The sequence below is a fragment of the Rhabdothermincola sediminis genome, assembly GCF_014805525.1.
GTDB lineage: Bacteria > Actinomycetota > Acidimicrobiia > Acidimicrobiales > Acidimicrobilacustridaceae > Rhabdothermincola > Rhabdothermincola sediminis.
In genome coordinates, this window is record NZ_JACFSZ010000006.1 from 31,944 (window position 1) to 57,774 (window position 25,831).

The 25,831-nt window shown below is 69.9% G+C and carries 16 protein-coding genes and 1 pseudogene; 7 read left to right on the forward strand and 10 right to left on the reverse strand.

The features are described 5' to 3' along the window. From uvrA to uvrB, 5 genes and pseudogenes are all read right to left on the reverse strand, one after another. Positions 1 to 2,879: pseudogene (gene uvrA / locus HZF19_RS06245) on the reverse strand (excinuclease ABC subunit UvrA); the annotation flags it as partial. 2 nt (positions 2,880 to 2,881) lie between these two features. Next, on the reverse strand, positions 2,882 to 4,549 hold the full coding sequence (locus HZF19_RS06250) for a hypothetical protein (RefSeq protein ID WP_208027900.1): 1,668 nt from the start codon (positions 4,547 to 4,549) through the stop codon (positions 2,882 to 2,884). 31 nt (positions 4,550 to 4,580) lie between these two features. Further along, positions 4,581 to 8,924, reverse strand: a complete 4,344-nt coding sequence (locus HZF19_RS06255; RefSeq protein ID WP_208027901.1) for a hypothetical protein — start codon at positions 8,922 to 8,924, stop codon at positions 4,581 to 4,583. A 165-nt stretch (positions 8,925 to 9,089) separates the two neighbouring features. After that, on the reverse strand, positions 9,090 to 10,832 hold the full coding sequence (locus tag HZF19_RS06260; protein WP_208027902.1) for a hypothetical protein: 1,743 nt from the start codon (positions 10,830 to 10,832) through the stop codon (positions 9,090 to 9,092). Between the two features lie 6 nt (positions 10,833 to 10,838). Then, the gene (gene uvrB / locus HZF19_RS06265) at positions 10,839 to 12,854 is read right to left on the reverse strand and encodes an excinuclease ABC subunit UvrB (protein ID WP_208027903.1); all 2,016 of its coding nucleotides are present in this window, start codon (positions 12,852 to 12,854) and stop codon (positions 10,839 to 10,841) included. Positions 12,855 to 12,982: 128 nt separating this feature from the next. Between uvrB and dprE2 the strand changes: the two genes are divergently transcribed. Genes dprE2 through dprE1 form a run of 3 tightly spaced genes read left to right on the forward strand, consistent with a single transcriptional unit; the run spans position 12,983 to position 15,994 of the window. Then, positions 12,983 to 13,744 carry a decaprenylphospho-beta-D-erythro-pentofuranosid-2-ulose 2-reductase gene (gene dprE2 / locus HZF19_RS06270; RefSeq protein WP_208027904.1) on the forward strand — a complete coding sequence of 254 codons (762 nt, stop codon included), beginning with the start codon at positions 12,983 to 12,985 and terminating at the stop codon, positions 13,742 to 13,744. After that, positions 13,741 to 14,634 carry a decaprenyl-phosphate phosphoribosyltransferase gene (locus HZF19_RS06275; RefSeq protein ID WP_208027905.1) on the forward strand — a complete coding sequence of 298 codons (894 nt, stop codon included), beginning with the start codon at positions 13,741 to 13,743 and terminating at the stop codon, positions 14,632 to 14,634. Before dprE2 ends, HZF19_RS06275 begins: the two co-directional genes overlap by 4 nt. Continuing rightward, a complete protein-coding gene (gene dprE1 / locus HZF19_RS06280; RefSeq protein ID WP_208027906.1) occupies positions 14,615 to 15,994 on the forward strand; it encodes a decaprenylphosphoryl-beta-D-ribose oxidase in 1,380 nt (459 codons plus the stop codon). Before HZF19_RS06275 ends, dprE1 begins: the two co-directional genes overlap by 20 nt. Here the strand turns inward: dprE1 and coaE are convergent. Then, positions 15,986 to 16,609, reverse strand: a complete 624-nt coding sequence (gene coaE, locus HZF19_RS06285; RefSeq protein WP_307781155.1) for a dephospho-CoA kinase — start codon at positions 16,607 to 16,609, stop codon at positions 15,986 to 15,988. The two genes, dprE1 and coaE, sit on opposite strands and share 9 nt — an antisense overlap. A gap of 76 nt (positions 16,610 to 16,685) precedes the next feature. On the opposite strand from coaE, the gene HZF19_RS17075 reads away from it, so the two are divergent. The 4 genes from HZF19_RS17075 to HZF19_RS06305 all read left to right on the forward strand — a co-directional run bounded on the left by HZF19_RS17075 (position 16,686) and on the right by HZF19_RS06305 (position 20,031). Then, positions 16,686 to 18,584 (forward strand): GAF domain-containing sensor histidine kinase, encoded by a 1,899-nt coding sequence (locus HZF19_RS17075; protein ID WP_208027908.1) that lies wholly within the window; start codon positions 16,686 to 16,688, stop codon positions 18,582 to 18,584. Between the two features lie 142 nt (positions 18,585 to 18,726). Then, positions 18,727 to 19,356: a response regulator gene (locus HZF19_RS06295; RefSeq protein WP_208027909.1), complete on the forward strand. Its 630-nt coding sequence runs from the start codon at positions 18,727 to 18,729 to the stop codon at positions 19,354 to 19,356. 200 nt (positions 19,357 to 19,556) lie between these two features. After that, positions 19,557 to 19,748, forward strand: coding sequence for a Flp family type IVb pilin (locus tag HZF19_RS06300; protein ID WP_208027910.1), 192 nt, complete (start codon positions 19,557 to 19,559; stop codon positions 19,746 to 19,748). An 85-nt stretch (positions 19,749 to 19,833) separates the two neighbouring features. Next, positions 19,834 to 20,031, forward strand: a complete 198-nt coding sequence (locus HZF19_RS06305; protein ID WP_208027911.1) for a Flp family type IVb pilin — start codon at positions 19,834 to 19,836, stop codon at positions 20,029 to 20,031. Positions 20,032 to 20,078: 47 nt separating this feature from the next. Here the strand turns inward: HZF19_RS06305 and HZF19_RS06310 are convergent, their stop codons facing one another. From HZF19_RS06310 to HZF19_RS06325, 4 genes are read right to left on the reverse strand one after another with little or no spacing between them, the layout of a single operon-like run. Further along, complete coding sequence (locus HZF19_RS06310; RefSeq protein WP_208027912.1) at positions 20,079 to 21,548, reverse strand: hypothetical protein; 1,470 nt, start codon at positions 21,546 to 21,548, stop codon at positions 20,079 to 20,081. Between the two features lie 10 nt (positions 21,549 to 21,558). After that, entirely contained in the window at positions 21,559 to 22,476 is a 918-nt protein-coding gene (locus tag HZF19_RS06315) for a type II secretion system F family protein (RefSeq protein WP_208027913.1), read from the reverse strand. A gap of 10 nt (positions 22,477 to 22,486) precedes the next feature. Next, positions 22,487 to 24,436, reverse strand: a complete 1,950-nt coding sequence (locus tag HZF19_RS06320; RefSeq protein WP_208027914.1) for a type II secretion system F family protein — start codon at positions 24,434 to 24,436, stop codon at positions 22,487 to 22,489. Further along, positions 24,436 to 25,794, reverse strand: a complete 1,359-nt coding sequence (locus tag HZF19_RS06325) for a TadA family conjugal transfer-associated ATPase (RefSeq protein WP_208027915.1) — start codon at positions 25,792 to 25,794, stop codon at positions 24,436 to 24,438. Before HZF19_RS06325 ends, HZF19_RS06320 begins: the two co-directional genes overlap by 1 nt. Between the last annotated feature and the right edge of the window lie 37 nt (positions 25,795 to 25,831).

Here is a 25,831-nt window from a genome sequence, read left to right on the forward strand (position 1 = left end):
TCAGCTCCGCTGACCGAGCAGGGGCGCGAGGAACTGGCCGGTGTAGCTCTCCGGCGTCGCGGCGACCTTCTCCGGTGGCCCTTCGACCACGACGGTGCCTCCTCCACTGCCGCCCTCGGGTCCGAGGTCGATGATCCAGTCCGCGGTCTTGATGACGTCGAGGTTGTGCTCGATCACCAGCACCGTATTCCCTTGATCGACCAGTCGGGAGAGAACCGTGAGGAGTTTGCGGACGTCCTCGAAGTGCAGGCCGGTGGTGGGCTCGTCGAGGATGTAGATGGTGTGCCCGGTGGAGCGCTTCGCCAGCTCGCTGGCCAGCTTGACCCGCTGGGCCTCACCCCCGCTCAGGGTCGGCGCCGGCTGGCCCAGCCGGACGTACCCCAGACCCACGTCGACGATGGTCTGCAGGTGGCGGGCGATCGACGGCTGGTTGGCGAAGAACTCGAGTGCCTCCTCGCAGGACATCTCGAGCACCTCGGCGATGTTGCGCTCCTTGAAGGTGACATCGAGCGTGTCGCGGTTGTAACGAGCCCCCTTGCAAACCTCGCAGGGCACGTACACGTCCGGCAGGAAGTGCATCTCGATCTTGATGGTGCCGTCGCCTGCGCAGGCTTCGCAGCGCCCCCCGCTCACGTTGAACGAGAAGCGACCTGGAAGATAGCCCCGCACCTTCGCCTCGTGGGTCTGCGCGAACAGCTTGCGGATGTGGTCGAACACCCCGGTGTAGGTGGCTGGGTTGCTGCGAGGGGTGCGGCCGATGGGCGACTGGTCGATGTTGATGACCTTGTCGAGGTGCTCGACGCCGTCGATGCCCCGGTGGAGGCCGGGCGGGATCTTCGAGCGGTAGATGCGTTGCATCAGCGCCCGGTAGAGGATGTCGTTGACCAGCGTCGACTTGCCCGATCCCGACACACCCGTGACCGCCACGAAGCAGCCGAGCGGGATCTCCACGTCGATGCCGCGCAGGTTGTGTTCCCGGGCACCCCGGACGGCGAGCCATCCCCCTGCCGGCTGGCGGCGCCGCTCGGGCACGGGGATCGACCGCTTGCCGGCCAAGTACTGGCCCGTCAGTGACCTCTTGGCACGCAGCAGCCCCTTCACCGGGCCCGAGTACACGATGTCACCGCCGTGCTCGCCGGCGCCGGGGCCGATGTCGACCACGTGGTCGGCGACCCGGATCGTGTCCTCGTCGTGCTCCACCACCAGGACCGTGTTGCCGAGGTCCCGCAGGCGCACGAGGGTGTCGATGAGGCGCCGGTTGTCCCGCTGGTGCAGGCCGATGGAGGGCTCGTCGAGGACGTAGAGCACCCCCACCAGGCCGCTGCCGATCTGGGAGGCCAGGCGGATCCGTTGGGCTTCCCCCCCGGCCAGGGTCCCGGCGGAGCGGCCGAGGGTCAGGTAGTCGAGGCCGACGTCGAGCAGGAAGCCCATGCGGGCGTTGATCTCCTTCACCACCCGCTCGGCGATCAGCCGGTCACGCTCGGACAGCTCGAGTCCCTCGAGCACCTTGGCCGCTTCACCGATCGACAAGTCGCAGATCTCCGCGATCGAACGGCCGTCTATCGTCACCCCCAACGAGAACGGGTTCAGGCGGGCCCCACCGCAGTCGGGGCAGGGGACCTCCCGCATGTAGCCCTCGACCTGCTCGCGCTGCGTGTCGCTCTCGGCGTCCGCGTGCCGGCGCTGCAGATAGGGCACCACGCCCTCGTACGCCGCGTGGTACGAGCGCTGGCGCCCGTACCGGTTGCGGTACCGCACGTGCACCCGGGTGCCCCCACCACCGTGGAGCAGCAGCTTCTGGTGCTTCTTGGGCAGCTTGCGCCACGGCGTCTGCGGGTCGATGCCGAACTCCTCGCAGACCGCCTCGAGCAGCCGCCGGAAGTACTGCGTGTGCGCCGAGGCCCACGGCGCGATGGCCCCCTCGGCGATGGACAGCTCGGGGTTCGGTACCACCAGCTCCGGGTCCACCTCGAAGCGGGTGCCGAGCCCGTCGCAGTGCTGGCACGCGCCGTAGGGGGAGTTGAACGAGAAGTTCCGGGGGGCGAGCTCGTCGAAGGACAGCCCGCACGTAGGGCAGGCCAGGTGCTGGCTGAAGGTGAGCGTCTCCTCCTCGCCCTCGCCCTCACGGGGCACCAGGTGCACCTCCGCCACCCCGTCCGCCAGCCGCAACGCGGTCTCCAGCGAGTCGGTGAGCCGCCGCTCGATGCCGGCCCGCTTGACCAGCCGATCGACCACCACCTCGATGGTGTGCTGCTCGTAGCGCGCCAGGTCGAGCTTCTCGGAGAGCTCGTGGAGCTCACCGTCGACCCGGGCTCTCGAGAAGCCCTGGCGGGCGAGGTCGGCCAGCAGCGTGTCATAGGTGCCCTTCCGGCCCCGGACCACCGGGGCGAGCACCTCGAAGCGCGTGCCGTCGGGTAGCTCGAGCACCCGATCGACGATCTGCTGCGGGGTCTGGCGGGTGATCACGGTGCCGTCCTCGGGGCAGTGGGGCACCCCGATGCGGGCGTAGAGGAGGCGAAGGTAGTCGTAGACCTCGGTGATGGTGCCCACGGTGGACCGGGGGTTGCGCGACGCGCTCTTCTGGTCGATCGAGATGGCCGGTGACAAGCCCTCGATGAAGTCGACGTCGGGCTTGTCCATCTGACCGAGGAACTGGCGGGCATAGGCGGAGAGCGACTCCACGTAGCGCCGCTGGCCCTCCGCGTAGATGGTGTCGAAGGCGAGCGACGACTTCCCCGAACCCGACAGCCCCGTGAACACGATGAGGCGGTCGCGGGGCAGCTCGAGGGAGATGTTCCGCAGGTTGTGCTCGCGAGCACCCCGAACGACGATCGTGTCGGCCACCGAGCCAGCTTACCGGCCGCCCATCGAACGTCTGTTCCTACGATCGGTCGTAGAGGACCGCGTACCACGGCGCCGCGGAGACGACCTGCACCGCCTCGCGCACCGACCACCCGTCGACCGCTGCCGGCTGCTCACCGGCCGGCAGGTAGGTGGCCACGGTCACTTGCCGGATACCCAGGTCCCGGAGCTGCTCCAGGGCCCGACCCAGGTCGTCGCGCGGCACCAGCAGCCACCGGCCCTCGTCCAGGTGCCGCCACGACAGCCGGGGGATGAGCCGCTCGGTGGCGACGACCACCGGTGGCCCCCCGTCACCGCTGGTCGTGGTGGCGGCCACCGCCGCCACCCCCTCGGTCAGCTCCGCCGTGCGCTGGTGGGACCCGCGAAGTGCCGCCACGCCCGTGATGCTGACGGCCACGGTGCAGACGGCCAGTGCACCGGCGGCGAGGCGCCGGGTGTCGGCCGGCAGGCCGAGCAGACTCCGCCACAGCGCCCCCAGTGCGACCGGCACCACCAGCACCAGGCCGATCGCGAAGTACCGACCTCCCCACTCCCCGGTGCCACCCCGCTCGTACTGGGTCAGGATGACGGCCGCCGCGAACAGCCCGCTGATCGCGAGGAGCGCGCCCGCGAGCCCGGCGGTGTCCTCCCGGCGGAGGCTGGCCAGCCCGGCGGCGAGCACCGGGAAGGCCACCAGGAGCCCGGTCACCGTGCCGTGCTCCACGCTCACCGCGGCGAGGAACGAGAGCACCGCGGCGGCACCCGAGAAGGCAGCCGTCAACCTCCCGAAGCGGGCGGAGCGCGCCGCCAACGCGGCAGCGGTGACGAGCAGCAGCGCGAGGAACAGGAGCTCCTCGTCACCGAAGCCGAACCAGGTCGTGGTGAAGCCCGACACCCGCCCGGCGAGTCCTCCCCCGGCGGACCCCGTCGCCGGGATGCTGACGCTGGCTGTGCCCAGGATGGCCTGCACCCAGATCCGGTTCAGCACGAACGCCACGGCGGCCGCGCCGGCCAGGGTGACCGCGACCACGGCGTCGTCGACGGATCGCCGGCGAGTCCACCGCCAGCCGGCCACGATCGCGCCGGCCGCCGCCAGCAGCAGAGCCTCCTGGCGGACGCCCACCGCGACGAGGACCGCCGCTCCGGCGGCGACCAGCAGGCCGGGACACCGCCGCTCGTACCAACCGAGCACGCTCACCGCGGCCCCCGCGACGCAACCTGCGGCGAACGCATGGGCCATCACCAGGTACCCGTCGAACAGCAGCGGGCTGCCGGCGCCGATCAACCAGAAGACCGGGACCACCAGCTCCGGGCGCAGGCGTCTGGTGATCGCCGCCGCCCCCCATGCCGCGGCGACCGTTCCCGCCAGGCTCAGCCCTACCACCGCGCCCATCCCACCGATCGCGTAGAGGCCGGCGACCATCACCGCATAGAGGGGCAACTTCGCGTACGGGGCGAACCGGTCACCGGCCCTGGCGGCCCGGTCGAGCGGGTACCACGCCAGATCCGGATCCGCCTCGGGGAACGGGTGCGGGGCCAGCCACCCGTCGCCTTCGATGAGGTGGTCCGCCTGGGCGAGCACCGCCCCCTCGTCGGCGGAGAAGGAGGGGTTGAGCCCGACCAGTGGTGCCAGGCACACCAGCACCGCCACCAACGCGACCACGTGCGGCCACAGCCGAACCGGCCGGGTCGGATCGCCAGCCGTCACGGCGCGAGCGTCATGCGGGGCTCGGTACGGGCTAGCCGTACCAGCCCGACACGTCCGCGATGACGTGCACCGAGCCGCGGTTGTTGAAGATCGACACCTTGCCCGAGCTGCCGATCCTGGCGGTGACCGCGTTGGGGATCGTCCAACCCGCCTGCCAGTTCAGGCTCGACGCCAGCGGGCGGGTCGACCCGCTGGGCCACACCGTGAGGAAGGAGGAGTCCGTGGTCGCGGTCACGGTGACGTTGAGCAGCACGGCCTCTGCGATGTTCGGCACGTAGTCACCCTTGACCGTGATGTCACGACTCGTGCCAGCCCCCCAGGGCGTGCTGTACGGGCCGACCTTCGACTCCGGTCGCGAGTCCTGGATGCGCACCGGCGCGACCGGATGGAACGCCTTGCCCGTACCGGCCTTGAAGTAGCCGACCACGTCGAAGATCACGTCCACGTTGCCGCGGTTGTTGAACACGCTGACCTGGCCGCCAGAGCCCACCTGGACGGTGACCGCGTTGGGGATGGTCCAGCCGGCCTGCCAGTTCAGGCTCGACGCGAGAGGCCGAGGCTGCCCCTTCGGCCAGATAGTGAGGTAAGAGCTGGCGGTGGTGTTGGTGACCGTGGCGTTCAGCACCACGGCGGTGGCATCCGCCGGCACCGGGCTGGTCCCCCCGGCGACCACCACGTCCCGGCTGGTGCCCGCACCCCACGGGCTGCCGTACGGCCCGACCTGCGGCCCCGAGGGCCGCGAGTCCTGGATGCGCACCGGCGTGAGCGAGGTGAAGCCGGCCGCCGGCGCGGTGCGGTAGTAGCCCACCACGTCGAAGATCACGTCCACGTTGCCGCGGTTGTTGAACACGCTGACCTTCCCCCCGGTGCCCACCTTGACCGTCACGGCGTTGGGCACGGTCCAGCCTGCCTGCCAGTTGAGGCTGGACGCGGTCGGTCGGTCCGCTCCCTTCGGCCAGATCGTCAGGAAGGAGTTCTGGGTGGTGCTCGTGACCGTCACGTTCAAGACCACCGCGTCGGCGTCAGGGGGAACCCCACCAACTCCGGCCACGGTGACGTCACGGGTGGTTCCAGCACCCCAGGGGCTGCCGTACGGGCCCACCTGCGGCCCACTCGGGCGGGAGTCGAGGATGCGCACCGGTGACATGGCGTTGAACCACACGTCCGGAGGGGGTGGCGGGCCCTTCACGAAGGTCCAGGTCTCGGACATCCCCAACACCGCTCCCCCGCTGTCGATGCTGGCCACCCGCCAGAAATACACACCGTTGGGGTAGTCCTGCACGGGGGCGAAGGACGTGGTGGAGGTGGTCACGGTCTCCTTCACCGGGGAGAACGACGAGGAGGTGGCGATGTCGACCCGGTACTGGGCGGCATTGGCCACCGGACTCCACTCGAGGAGCAGGGCACTGCCCGGCACGTTCGCGCCGTCGGCCGGCGCGACCAGCGCCGGCGCCTCGGGACGGATCGTGAACGTACGAAGCTGGCCGTTGGTCTCCGGCGCACTCCACGGCCCCTTGCGGCTGTCCGCGTCGAAGCGCCGGATCCGCCAGCCGTAGGTGCCCGCCGGAAGGTTGCCGTTGGGCACGATGGCCGTCATGTTCGTGCTGCCCGAGAATACCCGGTTGGCGGTGACCAGCACCTGGTTCGGATCCTCGACGTTCTTGTAGATCTCGACGTCGTAGCCGAGCGCGAAGAGCTGCGGTGCCCAGCGCAGCACCGGCACCCCGAACACCTCCGCCCCGTTCGCCGGAGCGGTCTGCGTCGGCACCGGGGAGCGCTTCTCGCGCGTCGCGGGGTCGAAGACCCCCGGTTGGCTCCACGTGAGGTAGTTATCCGACGCGTCCAGGGCCTGCACCCGCCAATAGAGCGGGCCGTCGGGGTAGGTCATGTCGGGTGCGACATAACTGGTCTGGTCCACCGTGGCGGAATCGAGGATGGTGGCGAAGTCCGCTCGGGTGGAGATCTGGATGCGGTACCGCTCGGCGGCCTGGGAGGCCTTGTCAGCGGTAGAGGTGGGGCTCTGGTTGGTGAGCAGGTAGTCACGCCAGCGGAAGATCACCCCGTTCTGGATCCGGTCGTCAGGCCCGAGATCGGTGCCAGGCTGCTCGCCGGGTGCAGGCGCGGTGCTGGCGAGCTCCCGGGGCGCCAGCAGCTCGACCCCTCGCGACTCCTTCCGGAAGGCCCGCACCGGCGAGTTCGGATCGGTGGCGAACGAACCCGGTTCGGGGGCGTCGATGTCGATCGGGCGGGCGTACCAGTAGATGGCTTGCCCCGCCTGGCTGTCGGCCAGGGAGAGGGTCGGGGTGTGGGACACGTCGTAGGTGTTCACGGTCCCGGAGGAGATCACGTTCGTGAAGTTGATGTCTCGCGCGAACTGGACCTGGTAGCGCCCGGTGTAGCCGGGAACCGGGTCCCACCGCAGGGTGGGGGTCTCGTAGACCTTGCCGGTGCAGTCCGGCGAGCAGTGCACGGGGGACACCAGGGTGGTGGCGTTCGGCGCGAGCACCCCGAAGGTGGACTTGGCCGCCACCCCGTCGTGGACGAGCGTGGTCCCGTTGTACGCCTTCACGTACCACTCCCAGATGCCCTGGGTGAGACCGAGGCTCGGGTACGCGAACCCCGGGGCGGTGAGGTCGTCAGCGCCCGTGAGGATGCTGAACGTGCCCGAGCCCGGCGCCTTGGCCCAGATCTCGTATCGGGTCGCGCCCGTGATCTTCCGCCAGGTGAGCACCGGGGTGTGCGAGGGGTTCGCGACCGCGGGTAGCGGTTGGAAGGACCCCACCGACGGTGGGGCGGCGTTCAGCGTGAACCGGCGCTTCAACGAGTCGTGCGTCGCAGGCCCACCGTTGCGCTGGACGTACCAGGTGAAAGGCCCGTCGGAGGGGATCAGCGTCTGCGGGACGTAGGAGGTGCTCGCCGTCGTGGCGGTCTCGGCCACCGTTCCGTTGCCGCGCTCGATGGTCACCGTGTAGCTGGTGGCACCAGGCTCGCCGGTCCACCGCAGCACCGGGAGATCGACCGGCGTCGTGATCGTGTCGGCAGGCTCGAGGCCCCGCACCATGTCGGGCTGGAAGACGAACGAGCCGGTCGCCGACCAGATGCCATTGACGGGCACGGGGTCGTCGAGTGGTCGCACCCGCCAGTAGCAGGTGTCGCCCACGGCGCAGGCCCCGGTGGTCAGCAGGCGGCGGACGCCCGAACTCACCGTCAGGTTCGTGAGCGTATAGCTGGTCTGGTTGGTCGTGAAGCTGACGTTCCCCGAACTGAACGTCGGGGAAGGACTGATCTGCAGCTGGTACCGGCTGGCCAACTTCACGGGGGTCCAGGTGAACTGGGGGTCGGCCAGCGCTGACCCGTTGGCGGGGAGACACAGCTGCACCACCGTGAAATCGTTCGTCGACAGACAGCCCGGCGGCGGGTCGGCCGAGGGTGGGCTGGTGAGCTCGGGGGCCGGCCATGAGCGGGTGAAGGTCCTGGTGGGTGACCAGGGCCCGGCGACACCCGAGACGTTCTTGGCCCGAACCCGCCAGTAGTAAGCGCCGTTGTTGAGGGTCGTCGACGGGGAGTACTGCGTCGACTTGATGTTCGTGGCGTTGACCACCACGTTGTTGGTGAAGTTGATGTTGGAGCTCACCTGCAGGTCGTATGCGGAGGCGCCCTTCGCCGGGGTCCAGGCCAGCACCACGTCGTCGATGGAGGGGCTGTTGGTGTCGGGGGGGTAGATTCCCTGGGGGACCTCGGGCCAATCCATCGAGTAGCTCTGCGGGGTGCTCCACAGCGTCGGGACTCCCGCCGCAGACTTGGCCCGCACCCGCCAGTAGTAGGTCTGCCCCACCGTCTGGGGGCTACTCACCGAATAGGACGTGTTGGAGGTGGTCGCGGACACGGTGATCGGCGCGGTGAACTGGTCCTCCGTGTCGATCTGGATCTCGTAGGTCTTGGCACCCGACAGTGGCGACCACTCGAAGATCAGGGCATCGTCGGGGTACGTGAGGGTCGCCCCGCTCAGCGGCGCGATCGGTTCCGGGCCGTTGGGAGCGGTCTTCGTGAACGTCCAGGTGTCGCTGAACGGTCCGGCGGCGTTGGCCGCGTCGTAGGCCCGCACCCGCCAGTAGTGCAGCACCTGGGCGAGATCGGCCGGCGGTGTGGCCATGAGGTTGTAGGTGGTCTGGCTGTAGACCGTGCTCGAGAAGGTCGGGTTGGTCGAGACCTGCACCTGGTACTTGACCGCGCCGGCCACCGCGTTCCAACTCAGCACCGGGTTCGACGTGGGGACGGACCCGTCCGCCGGGCCGACCAGGGTCGGGGCGGGCGGTGCAGCCCCGACGGGTGCGATACCCAGGCCCGCGGCCAGGATCGCCGCCGCGATGGCCATGACGAGTCTCTTGGACGCACGTCCCACCTCGACCTCCACTCCCCATCGGCCACCGCTCGGCCGCCCATGGCATGTGCTTGGAGATGCGACTATGACAAGCCGCGAGGCAGATACTAGACGTGGTGGCGCGGACGCGACCCGCGCTTCGAGGCCGGTGCCGGCCGACTACCGGGGGATGCGTTCGATCACCACGACCCGGCCGAGCGGGGTGCTCCGCGACGCCACCGGTTCCCATTCCGCCCACTGCCCCCGAGGGATCCCCGGGGCATCGAACAGGATCACCCGCTCGACACCGGCACCCGCCAGCCCCTCGGCGGCGAGGGCCCCGCTCCCGTCCCGGACATCCGGCGCCAACCAGACGTAGCGGTCGAACCCCCCGAAGAGCAACTGCGGGACCAGCCGGTTGTAGGACACCACGATCGGGCGATCCGGGTGGGCGCCGACCCCCGCTCCGCCGGCCACGGAGCTCAACTCGCTCAGCGCGACCTGCGTGGCCGCGACCGAATCGTGCCGATGCCGGATGACCCGCAGCCCGATCAGCGCCACCGTCAGGGACACCGCCACCGACAGCGCCACCACCCGATGGGCCGTCGCCGGCTGCCAGACCGAGCTGGCGCGACGGATCGCGTCCAGGCCGAGAGGGGTGAAGACCGGGAGGATGACCGCGAAGTAGCGCCCGCCCCACTGGATGCTGCCTCCCACCGGGTAGTTGGTGGCCAGGACCGCAGCGGCGAACAGTGCGGTGGTCAACCCGAGCAGCGTGGGGAGCGGGGTCGCGAACTGTCCCCGGGTGAGCAGCACGACTCCGACGAGCAGGATCGGAAAGGCGGCGAACAACCCGAACAGCTCCAAGGGGGGCGAGAGCAGGCGGATCCCATAGCAGGCCAGGGCAGCCGAGAGCGCGAGCGCCAACGGGGCACCGCGCCGGTCGATCCTCGCCCGGGCCGCACCCACGACCAGCAGCACCAGGGCCGCCACGACGACGACCACCCCAAGCGTGAATCGCCCACCCACCCCCGGGTCGAGCCAGTCGTTCCACAGCGCTTCCACCCGGCCCAGGACCCACGGGCGGGGGCGATGCGAGAGCCTGAGCCCGGGACGGGGTGACGCCGTGCCGAGGATCGAGCGGACGAGGACCCGCTCGGTCACGAACGTTGCCCCGATCGACGTCGCCGTCACCGCCGCTGCGACCAACATCCAGCGGGAACGCCAGACGATGGCCAGCGCGCCGAGTGCGATGCCGAGGGCACCGCCCGCCAGGACCCCCTCGGTACGCAGCAGGCCGGTGACCACCACCAGCGCGCACCCGGCGGCGATCAGGGCGCCGCGAGCGAGGGAGCGCCGCTCGTGGGACTCCCAGATCGCGAGCACGGCCCAACCGAACGAGGCGGCGGCGATCGTGTGCGCCAGCACGGCGAAGGCATCGATGAACAGCGGGCTCGCCAACCCCAGCGCCCAGAGGGCCGGGCGGGCCAGCGAGGGTGAGAAGCGCTGAGCCAGCAGCCCGCCCGAAGCCGCCGCGAGCACCGTCCCGGCGACCGACAGCCCGACGAGACCCCAGTCCCCGCCGACCGCACCGACGAGCTGCAGCAACCTCGGGTAGAGCGGGTGCTTCCCGTAGGGGGCCAGTCCCCTCGACCCGTGATCCCCGATAGGGAAGGGGCTCAGCACCCCTTCGGGGTCCACCTCCGGGACCGGGTTGTCGTAGATCCAGGTGCCGTGATCCAGCAGCTCGGCCTGGAGGATCGCTGCCCCCTCGTCGCTGGTCCACCCGAACCCCGGCCGCGTGTACCAGGCACACAGGACGAGCACGGCAGCGAGCACGCACAGATGCAGCGGCAGCGGCGCACGCCAGAGCCGGCGCGCGACGGCGATCGCCCCGACCTGCGTGGTCTCGGCGTCAGTCACCGATGGTCAGCCCACCTCGCGCAGCTCGCGCTTGAGCTCCCTGATCTCGTCCCGCAGGCGGGCAGCGTATTCGAACCGGAGATCGGCGGCGGCCTCGTGCATCTCCTCCTCGAGCGTGCGGATGAGACGGGAGAGCTCGTCCGCCGGCAGCCCGGCGAGATCCTGGCGAGCAGCATCCCGCCGGGTCGAGCGGCGCCCGGCACCGGGCACCGGCGAAGCCTCGCCAGGACGGAGATGGGCGAGGATGTCGGTGACCGCCTTGCGGATCGTCTGGGGATCGATGCCGTGTTCGACGTTGTAGGCCATCTGCAGCTGGCGGCGGCGGTTGGTCTCCGAGATGGCCCGCTGCATCGAGTCGGTGACCGTGTCCGCGTACATGATCACCTGGCCATCGACGTTGCGGGCCGCCCGGCCGATGGTCTGGATGAGCGACGTCTCGCTCCGGAGGAACCCTTCCTTGTCAGCGTCGAGGATGGCGACGAGCGACACCTCGGGCAGATCGAGCCCCTCCCGGAGCAGGTTGATGCCCACCAGCACGTCGAACTCGCCCAGGCGTAGATCGCGGAGGATCTCGATGCGCTCGATGGTGTCGATGTTCGAGTGCAGGTACCGCACCCGCAGCCCCTGCTCCAACAGGTAGTCGGTGAGGTCCTCGGCCATCTTCTTGGTCAGCGTGGTGACCAGGACCCGGTCGCCCTTCGCCACCCGCTGGTTGATCTGCTCGATCAGGTCGTCGATCTGGCCCTTCGTGGGCTTGACGATCACCTCCGGGTCGACGAGGCCGGTCGGCCGGACGATCTGCTCCACCACCCGCGTGGAGTGCTGCTGCTCGAAAGCACCGGGAGTCGCCGACAGGAACACCACCTGCCCGACCCGCTCGAGGAACTCGTCGAAGCGCAGGGGCCGGTTGTCGGCCGCCGAAGGCAGCCGGAACCCGTGCTCGATCAGGGTCTCCTTGCGGCTTCGATCCCCTTCGTACTGGCCGTGCAGTTGCGGGACGGTGACGTGGCTCTCGTCGATCACCACCAGGAAGTCATCGGGGAAGTAGTCGAGCAGTGTGTAGGGCGGTTCTCCCGGGCGGCGGCCGTCGATCGGCGCCGAGTAGTTCTCGATCCCGTTGCAGTAGCCCACCTCCTGCATCATCTCGAGGTCGTACTGGGTGCGCATGCGCAGGCGCTGGGCCTCGAGCAACTTGCCCTGCTGCTCGAACCACGCCAGCCGCTCCTGCAGCTCCGCCTCGATGCGGGCGATGGCGGCCCGCATACGCTCCTCACCCGCGACGTAGTGGGTCGCGGGGAACACCACGAGCTCGTCGAGCTCGCTGACCTTCTCGCCGGTCAGCGGGTCGACCACCAGGATGCGCTCGACCTCGTCGCCGAAGAGCTCGATGCGAACCGCCGTCTCGTCGTACGCGGGGTGGACCTCGATGGTGTCCCCCCGGACCCGGAACTTCCCCCGAACCAGGTTCAGGTCGTTGCGCTCGTACTGCATGTCGACCAGTCGGCCCAGGATCGACCGTTGGTCGTGGAGCTCGCCCACCCGGATGATGAGGAGCTGGTCGCGGTACTCCTCCGGGGCACCGAGCCCGTAGATGCACGACACCGAGGCAACCACGATCACGTCCCGGCGGGTCAGCAGCGCCGAGGTCGTCGAGTGGCGGAGGCGATCGATCTCGTCGTTGATCGAGGAGTCCTTCTCGATGTACGTGTCGGTCGAGGGCAGGTAGGCCTCGGGCTGGTAGTAGTCGTAGTAGGAGACGAAGTACTCGACCCGGTTGTCGGGGAACAGCTCACGGAACTCGTTGGCGAGCTGCGCCGCCAGGGACTTGTTGGGCGCGATCACGAGGGTCGGCCGCTGCACCCGCTCGATCGTCCAGGCGATCGTGGCGCTCTTGCCCGAACCGGTGATGCCGAGCAGGGTCTGGAAGCGGTTTCCCGACCCCAGGCTCTCGACCAGCTCCTCGATGGCCCGCGGCTGATCTCCGGCGGGCTCGAGCTCGGAGACCACACGCAGAGGAGGCACGGACCGAGCGTACCGACGAGGTCCGCCGTTCGAGCTCGGAGCAGGCCAGGCGCCACCCGCTCGCGGGAGCCGGAGCCCGGGCGCAGTAGGGTTCGAGCCCGGAGCTGTCACCGAGAGGAGGAGCCGCGATGCGTGACGCCCTCGGGGCGGTGCAGTCGATGCTGGTGCTGGGCGGCACCTCCGAGATCGCGCTGGCCACCGCCCGCCGCCTCGTCGCGCGAGGCTGCCGGCTGGTCGTGCTCGCCGTGCGCGACCCCGACACCGCCGCCGGCGCCACGTCCCAGCTCGAGCGCCTCGGCGCGTCCGTGGACGTCGTGGCGTTCGATGCGCTCGACACCAGCTCCCACCAGCGGGTCATCGGCGACGTCTTCGATCGGCACGGCGACATCGACCTCGTCCTGCTGGCGTTCGGGGTCCTCGGTGACCAGAACACGTTCGACCACGATCCGACTGCGGCCGCGGCTGCCGTCTCGGTCAACTACGTGGGCGCGGTCACGGCTTCCCTCGCCGTCGCCGAGCGGTTCCGGGACCAGGGTCACGGCACCCTGGTCGTGTTGTCGTCGGTCGCGGCCGAGCGGGCACGCCGGACCAACTTCGTGTACGGCTCGTCCAAAGCGGGCCTGGACGCCTTCACGCAGGGTCTCGGTGATGCGCTGGCCGGCACGGGCGCCCGCACCATGGTGGTGCGCCCCGGCTTCGTGCACACCCGGATGACGGAAGGCCTCCCCCCGCAGCCCTTCGCCACCTCGCCCGAGGCGGTGGCGGAGGCCATCGAGCGGGGCCTGGCCAGAGGCGACGAGATCATCTGGGCCCCGGCCATCCTGCGCTGGGTGTTCGTCGTGATGCGTCACCTACCCCGCCGGCTGTGGCGCGTGGTCTCGGCCCGTTGACCGCCCGACCCCGCCCGTCGCTGCCCGGGGCACTGCTCCGGGCGCTGCGCCCGAAGCAGTGGATCAAGAACGTGCTGGTCCTCGCCGCCCCGGTGGCGGCCGGAGTCATCGACGACCACGACGTCCGTCTCGAGACCCTGGCCGCGTTCGCCGCCTTCTGCCTGGCCGCGAGCGGGACCTACGTGCTCAACGACGCCCGCGACATCGAAGCCGACCGCCTCCACCCCACCAAGCGCCACCGCCCCATCGCTGCCGGGGCCGTGCCGATCCCGCTCGCCTACGTACTGGGCCTCGCCCTCGTCGCGGGCTCGCTGCTCGTCGGGTTCGAAGCCGCCCCGAACCTCGGCTGGACCATCCTCGCCTACCTCGTCCTCACCACCGCCTACACGCTGTCCTTGAAGCACATCCCGGTGCTCGACGTGATCGCCGTGGCGTCCGGCTTCGTCCTCCGGGCCGTGGCGGGAGCCGCGGCGACGGGCGTGCCGATCTCGGAGTGGTTCTTCATCGTGACCTCGTTCGGCGCCCTCTTCATGGTCTCGGGCAAGCGGTCGGGGGAGGCCAGTGACCTCGGTATCGACGCCGCGGACGTGCGAGCCACGCTCGGTCACTACTCGTCCTCCTACCTCGCGTACCTCCGGACGGTGTCGTCGGGCGTGGTACTGGTGGCGTACTGCCTGTGGGCCTTCAGTTCGGCGGAGGCCTCGCCCGGCGCCGGGCTGTGGTACCAGCTCTCGACACTCCCGTTCGCCGTGGGCATCCTGCGTTACGCGATGCTCATCGACCAAGGGCACGGGGCCGAGCCGGAGCACCTGGTGCTGTCCGATCGGATGCTGCTCGCCACCGGCGCGGCCTGGGCCATCATCTACGGCTATGCCGTCTACGCCGGCTGACGGGGCGCCGGCGCTCCCCGCCCGCCACTCGGAGCTGTCCGGCTGGGGGCGCACCTCGCCGAGCGCGGCGCGGGTGCTGCGGCCCGCCTGGGCCGACGAGCTGCGCCCGATGCCGAGCGATCGGCGCGGGGTGATCGCGCGGGGCCTCGGGCGCAGCTACGGCGACGCGGCCCAGAACGCCGGCGGCACGGTGATCGACATGACAGGCGTGGCGACGTTCACCCTCGACCGGGAGTCGGGCGTGGTCACCGCCCAGGCGGGGGCGAGCCTCGATGCGCTCATGCGGGTGCTGGTCCCCCGTGGCTTCTTCGTGCCGGTGACCCCGGGGACCCGGCACGTCACGGTCGGCGGGGCGATCGCGGCGGACATCCACGGCAAGAACCACCACGTCGCGGGGTCCTGGTGCCAGCACGTCCGCTCGATGAGGCTCACGGTGCCTTCCGGCGAGCAGGTCGAGATCACCCCCACGATCGACCCCGAGCTGTTCTGGGCGACGGCGGGCGGCATGGGCCTGACGGGGGTGGTGCTCGAGGCCAGCTTCGAGTGTCCTCGCATCGAGACAAGCCGCTTGCTGGTCGACACCGAGCGCACCCCGGACCTCGACACGCTGATGGAGCGGATGGAAACCGGCGACGTCCGCTACGACTTCTCGGTGGCCTGGATCGACCTGCTCGCCTCCGGCCGGTCCCTCGGTCGCTCCGTGCTCACCCGAGGCCGGTTCGCCACCGTCGACGAGCTGCCGCCGACCGAGCGGCACGATCCACTGGCGTTCGAGCCGCGCACGCTCGGCGCCGCACCTGCGTGGGCGCCTTCCGGCCTGCTCAACCGGGCCACCGTCCGGGCCTTCAACGAAGCCTGGTACCGCCGTGCGCCCGCCCGCCGGGAAGGGGAGATCCAGACCATCACCCAGTTCTTCCACCCGCTGGACGCCATCGACCGCTGGAACCGGCTCTACGGCGAGCGTGGATTCCTCCAGTGGCAGTTCGTCGTGCCCTTCGGGGAGGAGCAGACGCTGCGCAGGATCGTGGCCCGCCTCAGCGCAGCAGGATGCACGTCGTTCCTCGCCGTGCTCAAGCGCTTCGGCGAGGCGAACCCCGGCCCGCTGTCGTTCCCTCTGGCCGGCTGGACGCTCGCCCTCGACATCCCCGTCGGGACCCCCGAGCTGGCGCGCCTGCTCGACCAGCTCGACGAGCAAGTGGCCGCGGCCTGCGGTCGCGTCTACCTCGCGAAGGACAGCCGCCTGCGGCCGGAGCTGCTGCCCGTCATGTACCCCAGGCTCGACGACTGGCGAGCGGTGCGCGACCGGGTCGACCCGACCCGATCGCTGCGGAGCGATCTCGCCCGCCGGCTGTCACTCTGACCGGGGGGCGCCCGCGGCACGCGGGGCCCCGGCCAGCAGCCAGTCCCAGCACTCCTCGATGCGAGCTGCCAGCTCGGCCCGGGACCCGTTGTTCTCGATCACGAAGTCGGCTCTCGCCAGGCGCTCCTGGCGCGACGCCTGACGGCTGATCCGGGCCCGGGCGTCGGCCTCGCTGAAGCCCCGTTGTTCGACCAGGCGGCGGACCGCGATCTCCGGATCGGTGTCCACGACGATCAGCGCCGCCACGTCATCCCTGCCCGACTCGATCAGGAGGGGGACATCGAGGATCACGATGTGGCCGGTGCCCTGCTCGGCCTCCAGGCGCCGGGCGATCTCGGCGCCCACCGCGGGGTGGACAATGGCGTTGAGGTCCGCCAGCGCGTCGGCGTCGTTGAACACCAAGTCCGCCACGGCTTGGCGATCCAGGCGCCCGTCCTCGCACAAGATCCCCTCGCCGAACCGCTCGACCATCGCCGCCAGCACGGGCTGGCCCGGCTCCTGGAGCTCCCGGGTGATGGCGTCGGCATCGATCACGACCGCACCCCGGGCCGCGAGGGAGCTGGACACGGTCGACTTGCCCGAACCGATGCCCCCGGTCAACCCCACGAGCAGCACGGCCGGGGACGCTACCATCGGGCGGCTCGGGCGGGATGAGGGGTCACAACCCCGGACGATCGACCGATTGGTTCCTGTGGACGACGACGCGACCGCTGCCACGACCGCCACCGTGCGCCCCCCCAGCGACCCGAACGGCGAGGCACTGACCCCCCGGGCCGCCGATCTCGCTCGCCTGCGGACCCGAGGATCCGAGCCGGGTACGGGCCCGCGGGGCGACGGGAAGAACTGGCGCGACCGGCTGGTCGAGCTGGCGCAGACGACCGACGGATCGGCCCACGACGACGGGATCGGGATCCTCGAACCGGTGGACCGGGTGGCCACCTTCGGCCCCGCCATCCTCGCCATCCGCTGGGGAACGACCGTGGCCTCGATCGCGCTCGCCACCCAGGACATCGCCCACCCACGGTGGCTCCTGGTGACGTGGTCCGCGGTCATCGTCACCTACACGGTGCTCCGGACCGCCAGGCCCATCCGGTACTACGGCGACGTCCGCAGCCTGCTGTTCGTGATCGGGGAGGTCGCGCTCCACGTCGCCGCCCTGCTCAGCACCGGCTACTGGGAGAGCCCGTTCATCCTCACCCTCGTGACCGCCATCAGCGTCGCCGGGTTCGCCCGGGGGTTCGGCTTCGGCCTGCGCATCGGCATCGTGTCCGCGCTGGCGGTCTCGCTCCCCTACCTCATGGAGGATCCGAGCGAAACACGCATCGTGGACTCGGGCCAGTGGACGCTGGTGCTGCTCATGGTGGCGCTGATCGCGGGCTACGCCCGGCGCATCTCCGGTGAGGCCGACCGGCAGCACTCCCTGGCCCTGGACCGCCTCGGCCGCCTCGCGGACGCCAACGCGCTGCTGTTCTCGCTGCATCGGGTGACCCAGACCCTCCCGGCGTCGCTCGATCTTGACGACGTCCTCGACACCACCATCGGGCGGCTCAAGGGACTGTTCGACTTCGACACCGCCGTCATCCTGGCCTTCGACGACACCGACGGGAACTGGCAGGTCCTGCGGCGGGAGGGTGTGGGCCGCATGGCCTCCCGAGTGCTCGACCAAGACCTCACCCCGCCGCTGCGCCGGGCCATCCTCGACGAGACCGTCATCAACGTGCCCAGCCTGCCGGAGGCCGGATGCGCCGGGCTGACCCCCAAAGCCAGCTCAGGCCTGTACGCGGTGCTCTCGGCCCGAGGGTCGACCATCGGGCTCATCGCCATCGAGGATGCCGAGGAGCGGCACTTCACCGCCCGCGACGCCGAGCTGCTCCAAGGCTTCGTGGAGCCTGTCGCGCTAGCCATCGACAACGCCCGCTGGTTCGCCCGCCTGCGCACGGTGGGCGCGGACGAGGAGCGCTCACGGATCGCTCGCGACCTCCACGATCGGATCGGGCAGTCGCTGGCGTACCTCGCGTTCGAGCTCGACCGGATCGTGACCAAGTACGACAGCGGCGAGGCGCTCGACGGAGCGCTCGAACAGCTCCGAGACGACGTCCGCGGCGTCATCCGGGAGGTACGGGACACCCTCTATGACCTGCGTACCGACGTCACCGACAGCCAGGACCTGGCCGCCACCCTCGAGGCCTACGTCGCCCGGATCCGGGAGCGCAGCGGGCTCACCATCGACCTCTACTGCGACCGCACCGCTCGCCTTCCCCTCCTGCAGGAGCGGGAGATGTGGCGGATCGCCCAGGAGGCACTGGCCAACGTCGAGCGTCATGCACAGGCCACCGCGGTGCGCATCCTGTGGCGCTGCAACGGCGAGTCGGCCGCCCTCGAGGTGACCGACAACGGGCAGGGGTTCCCCATCGGCCGAGCCGGGCGCCTCGACTCCTACGGCATCCTCGGCATGCGGGAGCGGGCTTCGTCGATCGGGGCCACACTCGAGATCACCAGCCAGCTCGGGAAGGGCACCAGGGTGCGTTGCAGCCTGATCCGCTCCGCACCCGCGGGCGAGGGTGCTCGCGCGGTGGGTGTCAGCGGCTGATGCGGAGAGTGAAGGCCTCAACTCGGCACCGCGGCGGGCCGATCTCTGAGCGAGTGAACGCCCCTCACCCGACTAGTGTGCCCCCGGGCGACGTGTTGCACGCCGGAGGAGACGGAGAGGGGGCGCGGTGAACATCCGGCTCATGTTGGCTGACGACCATCGGATGCTCCGGGAGGGCCTCCGCCGCTCGATGGTCGATCAGGGCTTCGACGTGGTGGGTGAGGCGCGTGACGGCGACGAGGCGGTCCGGCTGGCCGAGGAGCTGAAGCCGGACGTGATCCTCATGGACGTGACCATGCCCGAGATGGACGGGGTCGAAGCCACCCGCCAGATCAAGGAAGCCCTGCCGGACACTCGGGTGGTGATGCTCACCATGCACGCCGACCAGGAGGTGCTGGCCTCTGCCATCCGGGCCGGCGCCAGCGGCTACCTGGTCAAGGACTGCTCGACGGAGGAGATCGCCTCGGCGGTACGGATGGCCGCCAGCGGCGAGACGGCCCTCTCGCCCCAGCTCGCGGCGTCCATGCTCGATGAGGTGCGGCGCATGGACCAGCCGACGAGCGAGGACGAGCGGGTCATCACCCGCCGGGAGGAGGAAGTTCTCCAGCTCATCGCGGACGGCTGCTCCACCCCCGAGGTCGCCGAGCGCCTGTTCATCAGCCAGAAGACGGTCAAGAACCACCTGGCCTCCATCTACCAGAAGCTCGATGCCCGGGACCGCACCCAAGCCGTGCTGCAGGCCGTTCGGATGGGCATCGTCCACCTGGATTGACCACCCCGCGTGACCCGCCGGTGGCCGAATCACCCGTGTTGTCGCGCTCATCAGGACGTGGGCACCACGCCCCGTCGCAAAATAGGTCGAAAGACCTATACGGGCGGCGGGGCGGAGTGACGATGATTACCGGCGACAGGTAAGAGGCACCCGACACAACGGGGGCCATCCGTCAGCACCAGACAAGGGAGACCACAAAAATGCTCACGTCCTACGAATTCGTCAGCGCTTGGCTCCAGGCCCGCTGCAAGACCGACCGTGGTGCCTCGCTCGTCGAGTACGCGCTCCTCGTGGCCCTGATCGCCGTGGTGTGCATCGTGGCCATCCGGTTCCTCGGCCAGAGCGCCTCGGACAAGTTCGACTCGATCGGCGCGGAGATCTCGGGTACCTGATCCCGCCCGTTGCTCTGTAACCACAGAGGGGCGGGCTCCGGCCCGCCCCTCTTGGTCTCCAGGGCCCCGGCAAGGAGGTACCGCGATGGGGTACGTCGATCGCGGCCGGGACGGGCTTGTAGGGGACCGCATGCGAGGAGACGAGGGCGCGAACCTCGTTGAGTATCTGCTCCTCGTCAGCCTCATCTGCGTCATCTGCCTCGTTGCGGTGAGTGCGTTCCGCAAGGAGGTCGACAAGAAGTTCGTCTACTCGGCCTCAGAGATCAGCGTCGCAGGCCGCTGAACGAGACCTGTGCGTGGGGGCGCTCCGGCGCCCCCACGATCGCGTCATCAGCCGGCGCGCGCCGCTGCGGCATTGCAGCGAGCCGCCGCCCGCTCGCAGGCCACCACCCACACCGGGTCCTGGAACACCACCCGCCAGTGGGGTGAGGACGCCATGAGCCTGGCGAGCTCCTCCGATCTCGGCCACAGCACGGCTTCCACGTCGTAACTCGCCAGGATCTCCTCCCAGGACGGGTCGCCCTTCAGCAACGCGACCAGGTCGCGGAAGACCTGGTTCGGGTACATGTCAGCCCGATCGTCCACGAACACCCGGGCGTGGTCGCCGTAGAGCAGCTCTAGGAAGTTCCCGGTGGCGTCCCGTGTCGCCACGTTGGCTCCATCCGCCCCGACCAACCCGTACTGGTCCATCCAGGCCACGGCGACCACGGGGTCGGAGTCCAGCGCGAAGTCCGGCTGGGCGAGCTGGTCGATGCTCGATCCGATGGTCACCACGACCAGGACGGTGGCCGCGACCGCCCCCGCCGGCGACCGCCTGGCGCCGCTCCCCCGAGCGATGCCTTCCAGCCCTCGGGCCATGCCAGGCACGAGGGCGATGCTGGCCACCGCCACGTTGCGCAGCGCCAGCGCCGCCAGCAGGGTGAACACCACCAGCACCCCGCCATCCCGGACCGACGGGCGGCGGCGCAGCGCCACCAAGGCCACCAGTACCTGCACGCAGAACACCACCACCCACCAGCGATCGAGCGAGGGTGGCTTCCACTCCACGATGTGGCGGAGCGACTCCCGGTGCTCCAGCGCCTCGAAGGGGAAGTGAAGCGCCCCCACCCCGAGCGGGCCGGCGACCCCGAGGAGGCATCCCCCGAGAGCCCAGCCCAGGCACCGGAGCTCGACCCTCGGGCTCTGCCCGTCGAGCCGGCGACCGAGCGCGAGAACGGCGAGGAGCAGCAGGCCCAGCGGGAACGAACCGTGGATGTTGGTCCAGACCCAGAAGACCGCCACCAACCACGCTGGGGCCAGGCGCCCGTCCGCGGCCAGGTAGGTGAGGGCCAGCAGCACCAAGCTCCACAGCGCCGGCCGCGGCTGCCAGGCGGCGAGCCCCACCAGCATCACCATGAGGGTCACCACGAGGCGCGGCACCAGCGTCCGGGCCGGCTCGGTGAGCACCCACACCAGCCACACCAGGGCCCCGGTGATCACGCCGGCCACGAACCGGATGCCCCCCGCCCCGAACCAGGACTCGGCGAGGCCGTAGACCGCCGAGACGAGCCAGCTCTGCACGACCCACGGTTCCCCGGCGGCGGTGAACGAGTACGGGTCGGTGCGCGGGAACCGCCCCTCGACGATGAGGCGCCCGGTGGCGATGTGGGTGAACAGGCTGTTGTCCGTCAGCGGGCGCAGCCCGTACCAGTAGCCGAGGAACGCCAGCCAGGCACCGATCATCGCCCTGGTGGTCGGTGGGACGAACCGGCGGCCGGAAGCCACCGGCGTACCGGTGGCGGCCTCGGCGGGGGCGGCCATGCCGGCCGCCTCAGAACGCTTCGCGGATGTTGATGATCGCGGGACCGAGCACGATGACGAACAGGGCCGGGAAGATGCAGAACACCATCGGGATGAGCATCTTGACCGGAGCCTTCTGAGCTCGCTCCTGGGCGAGCTGGCGGCGCTTCACCCGCATCTCCTCGGCCTGCGCCCGCAGCACCCGGCCGATCGACACGCCGAAGGTGTCGGCCTGCAGGATGGCCAGGACGAACGAGCGGACCTCGGGCACGTTCGTGCGGGCTTCGAGCGCCCGCATCGCGTCGGCCCTCGATGCGCCGGCTCGGGTCTCCCCGAGCATCCGGGCGAACTCCTCCGAGAGCGGCCCCGGCACGGCGACGATCACCCGGTCCAGTGCCTGCTCGAAGCCGAGACCGGCCTCGACGCTGATGGTGAGCAGGTCCAGGATGTCCGGCAGGGTCACCTGGAGCTGGTGCTGACGAGCCTCCACCTTGCGGCTCAAGGACGCGTCCGGCCCGGCGAGCAGGGCGAAGCTCAACAAGAGGAAGGCCGCGAGCTGCGTCATGCCCTCGAGCCGCAGCGGGTTCCAGATGAACGCGAAGATGAACACCAGGGGCACGAGCGCTACCGTCACCACCCGGATGGCCAAGAAGCGGTCGACCGCATCCGCGCTGCCCTGACCCGCGTAGATGAACTTCTTGCGCACCCCGTCCACGTAGCCGACCGGGGTGAACCGGCGACCGAGGCTCGTCAGCCCCCCGAGGATGGGCATGAGCGCCCGTTCGGTGATGGGGGCCAAGAGCTCCTGATCGCGGACGTTCTCGACCTCGTAGCCCTCGAGTTGGCGCAGCGAGGATCGAACGACGGCTTTCTCGTTCACCTGCGAGAGCAGGGTGTACACGATCAGCGCGATCGCTCCGCCGAGCAGCAGTCCTCCGAGAATGAGCATGTGTGCCTCGTCAGATCTCGATGTCGATGATCTTCTTCATCCACGCGAACCCGATCACCATGGAGACGATCGCGCCCCCGAGAAGGACGTTGCCGAGCCCGGTGTTGAACAGCCTCGAGATGTACTCCGGGTTCAGCACGTACATGGCCAGCGCGAGACCGATGGGCAGGATCGCGAGCACCATCGCCGACACCCGACCCTCGGCCGTCAGAGCAGCCACGTCACGACGCAGCCGCTCGCGTGCGGTCATCGTCTCCGCCACCGTCAAGAGGAGCTCGGAGAGGTTGCCACCCACCTCCCGCTGGATGCGGATGGCCATCACCGCCCACGAGAAGTCGTTGCTGTCCATCCGCTCGGCAGTGCCCTCGAGCGCCTCTTCGAGCGGGCGCCCGAGCCTGGCCTCGGTGACCACCCGACGCAGCTCGGTGCCCATCGGATCCTCGACCTCTTGCGAGACGGCCTCCACCCCCTGCATGAGGGAGTAGCCGGCCTTGAGGGTGCCTGACAGCAGCTGGAGCGTGTCGGGGAGCTGGCTCATGAACTTCTTCTTGCGCAGCCCGGCCATGATGCGCACCGCGGCGACCGGGATGATGGCCGCCAGGGCCCCCAGGATCAGCCCACCGACCAGGGAGCCGAACCACGCCAGGCCGAGCACCGTCACCACCACGACGAGCGCCACGTAGAAGAAGAGGGCCTCGCCTGCCCGCAAGGGCAGGTTCGCCCGCTCGAGGGCGTTCTCGGTGGTTGCCAGCAAGCCCCGCTCCGCCGCCACCTGCTCGGTGATCTCCACCGCACGCTGTACCAGCGGGGTACGGACCAGGCTGTCGCTCTCGGCATCGTCCTCACCCATCGGCTCGGCATACGGGCGCAGCACCGCCGAGAGCCCATCGTCCTTCACGACGACCAGCGTCAAGCCGTACGCCAAGCCGCCGACCGCCACCAAGGCGAGGACGATCCCGACCGCCAGGCCCACACCACCCTGCAGGAAGGCGATGCCCCCGGAGGATTCGGTGACCGCCGGCTGCAGCGCCGGCTTCCCCACCGTCAACGCGCCGCTGACGGTGTCGACGGCGGTGCTCTTCCCGCCGACCTCCAGGGTCAGCTCGGCGACGCCGCCGACCGGGACCTCGGAGCGGTAGCGGGCCACGTACTGCTGCTGGGAGATCATCTCGCCGACGCTGCCAACCAGCCCTCCCATCTGCGGGCCCTCGTCAGCAGCCAGCACTGTCCCACCGAACCGGTCCACGATCGCCCGGATCGGTCCGTCGTTGAGCCGCGGGTTCGTGTACTCGGCGGCGAAGACCATGGCGTTGCTGTTGCCGATGGCCCCCCTCGCGGCGGCGTCCTCCCCCGCGGGCCCGACGTTGTCACCTTGCGCGGTCATCACGACGACGTTCGCCTGGACCTTCTTCTCGGCCAGGTCGTCGCCCGCCAGTCGGAGTGCCTGCCACAGTGCCGTCTTCTTGCTCGCGGCCTCCGTCCGGGCCGGGCCCACCCGGTCGATCGCCGACAGCAGCCGCGCCTCGTCTGCCGTGAAGCCCTGCAGGTTGGTGGCCGTGTCGCTCATCGTGTAGATCGCGAAGCGCATCGACTGCTTCTGGGCCCCGGTACGGTTCCTGACCCACTGCTTGGCCGCGTCCTTGGCCGCGACCAAGGCACCAGAGGTGTCCATCGGATCCGAGGTGTCGAACAGCAACGCCACGTCGATCGGCGTCGAGTCGGGCAACGGTGCGACGCTGGTGTCGACCCGCTGCCCGTTCTCCCTCAACGTGGCTGCCTCCACATCACTGCGGTCGCCGGTGTAGAGGAACTGGAGGCGGGATTGCGCAGGATCGACCGTGTCGGCCTCGCGCACCATGAGCAGCGATCCGCTCTGGGCACCGGCGGCGGCGACCGACAAGGCCGAGACGACGACCAGCGCCAGCAGCGCCCCGGCTCCGAGGGTCCGGCGGGCCCGCACTACCGGCTCACCGCCTTGCGCGCGAAGCCCTCCGGCTGGAAGACCTCCTGGCCCAGGCGGATACCGAGGTCGGCGAGCTTCTCGGTGAACTTCGGCCGGACCCCGGTCGCCTTGAGATGTCCCTTGAACCGGCCGTGCTCGTCGACCCCCATGCCGTAGTCGAAGAGGAAGACGTCCTGGAGCGTGATCACATCGCCCTCCATGCCTTGCACCTCGGAGATGTGGGTGATCCGCCGGGTACCGTCACGGAGCCGGGTGAGCTGCACGATGAGGTCGATCGCGGACGCCATCTGCTCCCGGATCGCCCGCACGGGCAGGTCGAAACCGGCCATGAGCACGAGGGTCTCGAGGCGGGCGAGCGTGTCCCGGGGGCTGTTCGCGTGCACCGTGGTCAACGAGCCGTCGTGGCCGGTGTTCATCGCCTGGAGCATGTCGAGTGCCTCACCCGAGCGGCACTCCCCCACCACGATGCGGTCGGGGCGCATACGGAGGCAGTTCTTCACCAGGTCGCGGATGGTGATCTCGCCGCGGCCCTCGATGTTCGGGGGCCGGGCCTCGAGGCTGAGGACGTGCTCCTGGTGGAGCTGGAGCTCCTTGGCGTCCTCGACGGTGACGATGCGCTCGTCGGCCGGGATGAACGACGAGAGCACGTTGAGCGTCGTGGTCTTGCCCGTGCCGGTCCCACCCGAGACGATGATGTTGAGCCGGCCGACCACACAGGCCTGCAGGAAGCGCGCCGCGTGGGCATTGAGCGTGCCGAAGCGGATGAGGTCGTCGACCTGCAGCTTCTCCTTGCTGAACTTCCGGATCGTGAGGAACGGTCCACCGATCGCCAGCGGGTGGATCACCGCGTTCACGCGAGACCCATCGGGGAGCCGCGCGTCGCACAGGGGATTGGCTTCGTCGATGCGGCGTCCGACCTCACCCACGATCTTGTCGATGATCCGGCGCAGGTGCGTCTCGTCCACGAAGGTGGCCGTCGACTTCTCGAGCTTGCCCCCGCGCTCGACGTAGACCGCGTTCGGCCCGTTACACATGACCTCGGTGATCTCGTCGTCCTTGAGCAGCCGGTCGATCGGCCCGTACCCGAGGATGTCGTCGGAGACGTCCTGGATGAGCTGGGCCTTGTCGGCAGCCGAGAGGGGGGCTCGCTCCTGGGCGAGTGCGGCGTGGAGCTGATCGTTGACCCGGCGGCGGAGATCATCCTCCGATAGCCGCTTGTCGTAGAGGATCGGCCCGAGCTCGTCGATCAGCGTGTGGTGGATCTTCTGACGGAGCTCGTCGAGGACCGGGTCGCGGCGTTTCGCCCCCGTCGCCGGCGCCGCTTGCACGTCATGGAGGCGCTTGTAGAGCGACACTGCTACTCCTCACCTTCGGTTGTTGCCCCGCGCACGG

What these genes read in the sequence shown, in the direction of transcription:
- HZF19_RS06310 (WP_208027912.1), bottom strand. Translation starts at nt 21,548, where the DNA reads ATGGCCGCCCCCGCCGAGGCCGCCACCGGTACGCCGGTGGCTTCCGGC.
- dprE1 (WP_208027906.1), top strand. Translation starts at nt 14,615, where the DNA reads ATGCCGTCTACGCCGGCTGACGGGGCGCCGGCGCTCCCCGCCCGCCAC.
- HZF19_RS06315 (WP_208027913.1), bottom strand. Translation starts at nt 22,476, where the DNA reads ATGCTCATTCTCGGAGGACTGCTGCTCGGCGGAGCGATCGCGCTGATC.
- HZF19_RS06295 (WP_208027909.1), top strand. Translation starts at nt 18,727, where the DNA reads ATGTTGGCTGACGACCATCGGATGCTCCGGGAGGGCCTCCGCCGCTCG.
- HZF19_RS06255 (WP_208027901.1), bottom strand. Translation starts at nt 8,924, where the DNA reads ATGGCCATCGCGGCGGCGATCCTGGCCGCGGGCCTGGGTATCGCACCC.
- HZF19_RS06305 (WP_208027911.1), top strand. Translation starts at nt 19,834, where the DNA reads ATGGGGTACGTCGATCGCGGCCGGGACGGGCTTGTAGGGGACCGCATG.
- dprE2 (WP_208027904.1), top strand. Translation starts at nt 12,983, where the DNA reads ATGCGTGACGCCCTCGGGGCGGTGCAGTCGATGCTGGTGCTGGGCGGC.
- HZF19_RS06300 (WP_208027910.1), top strand. Translation starts at nt 19,557, where the DNA reads ATGCTCACGTCCTACGAATTCGTCAGCGCTTGGCTCCAGGCCCGCTGC.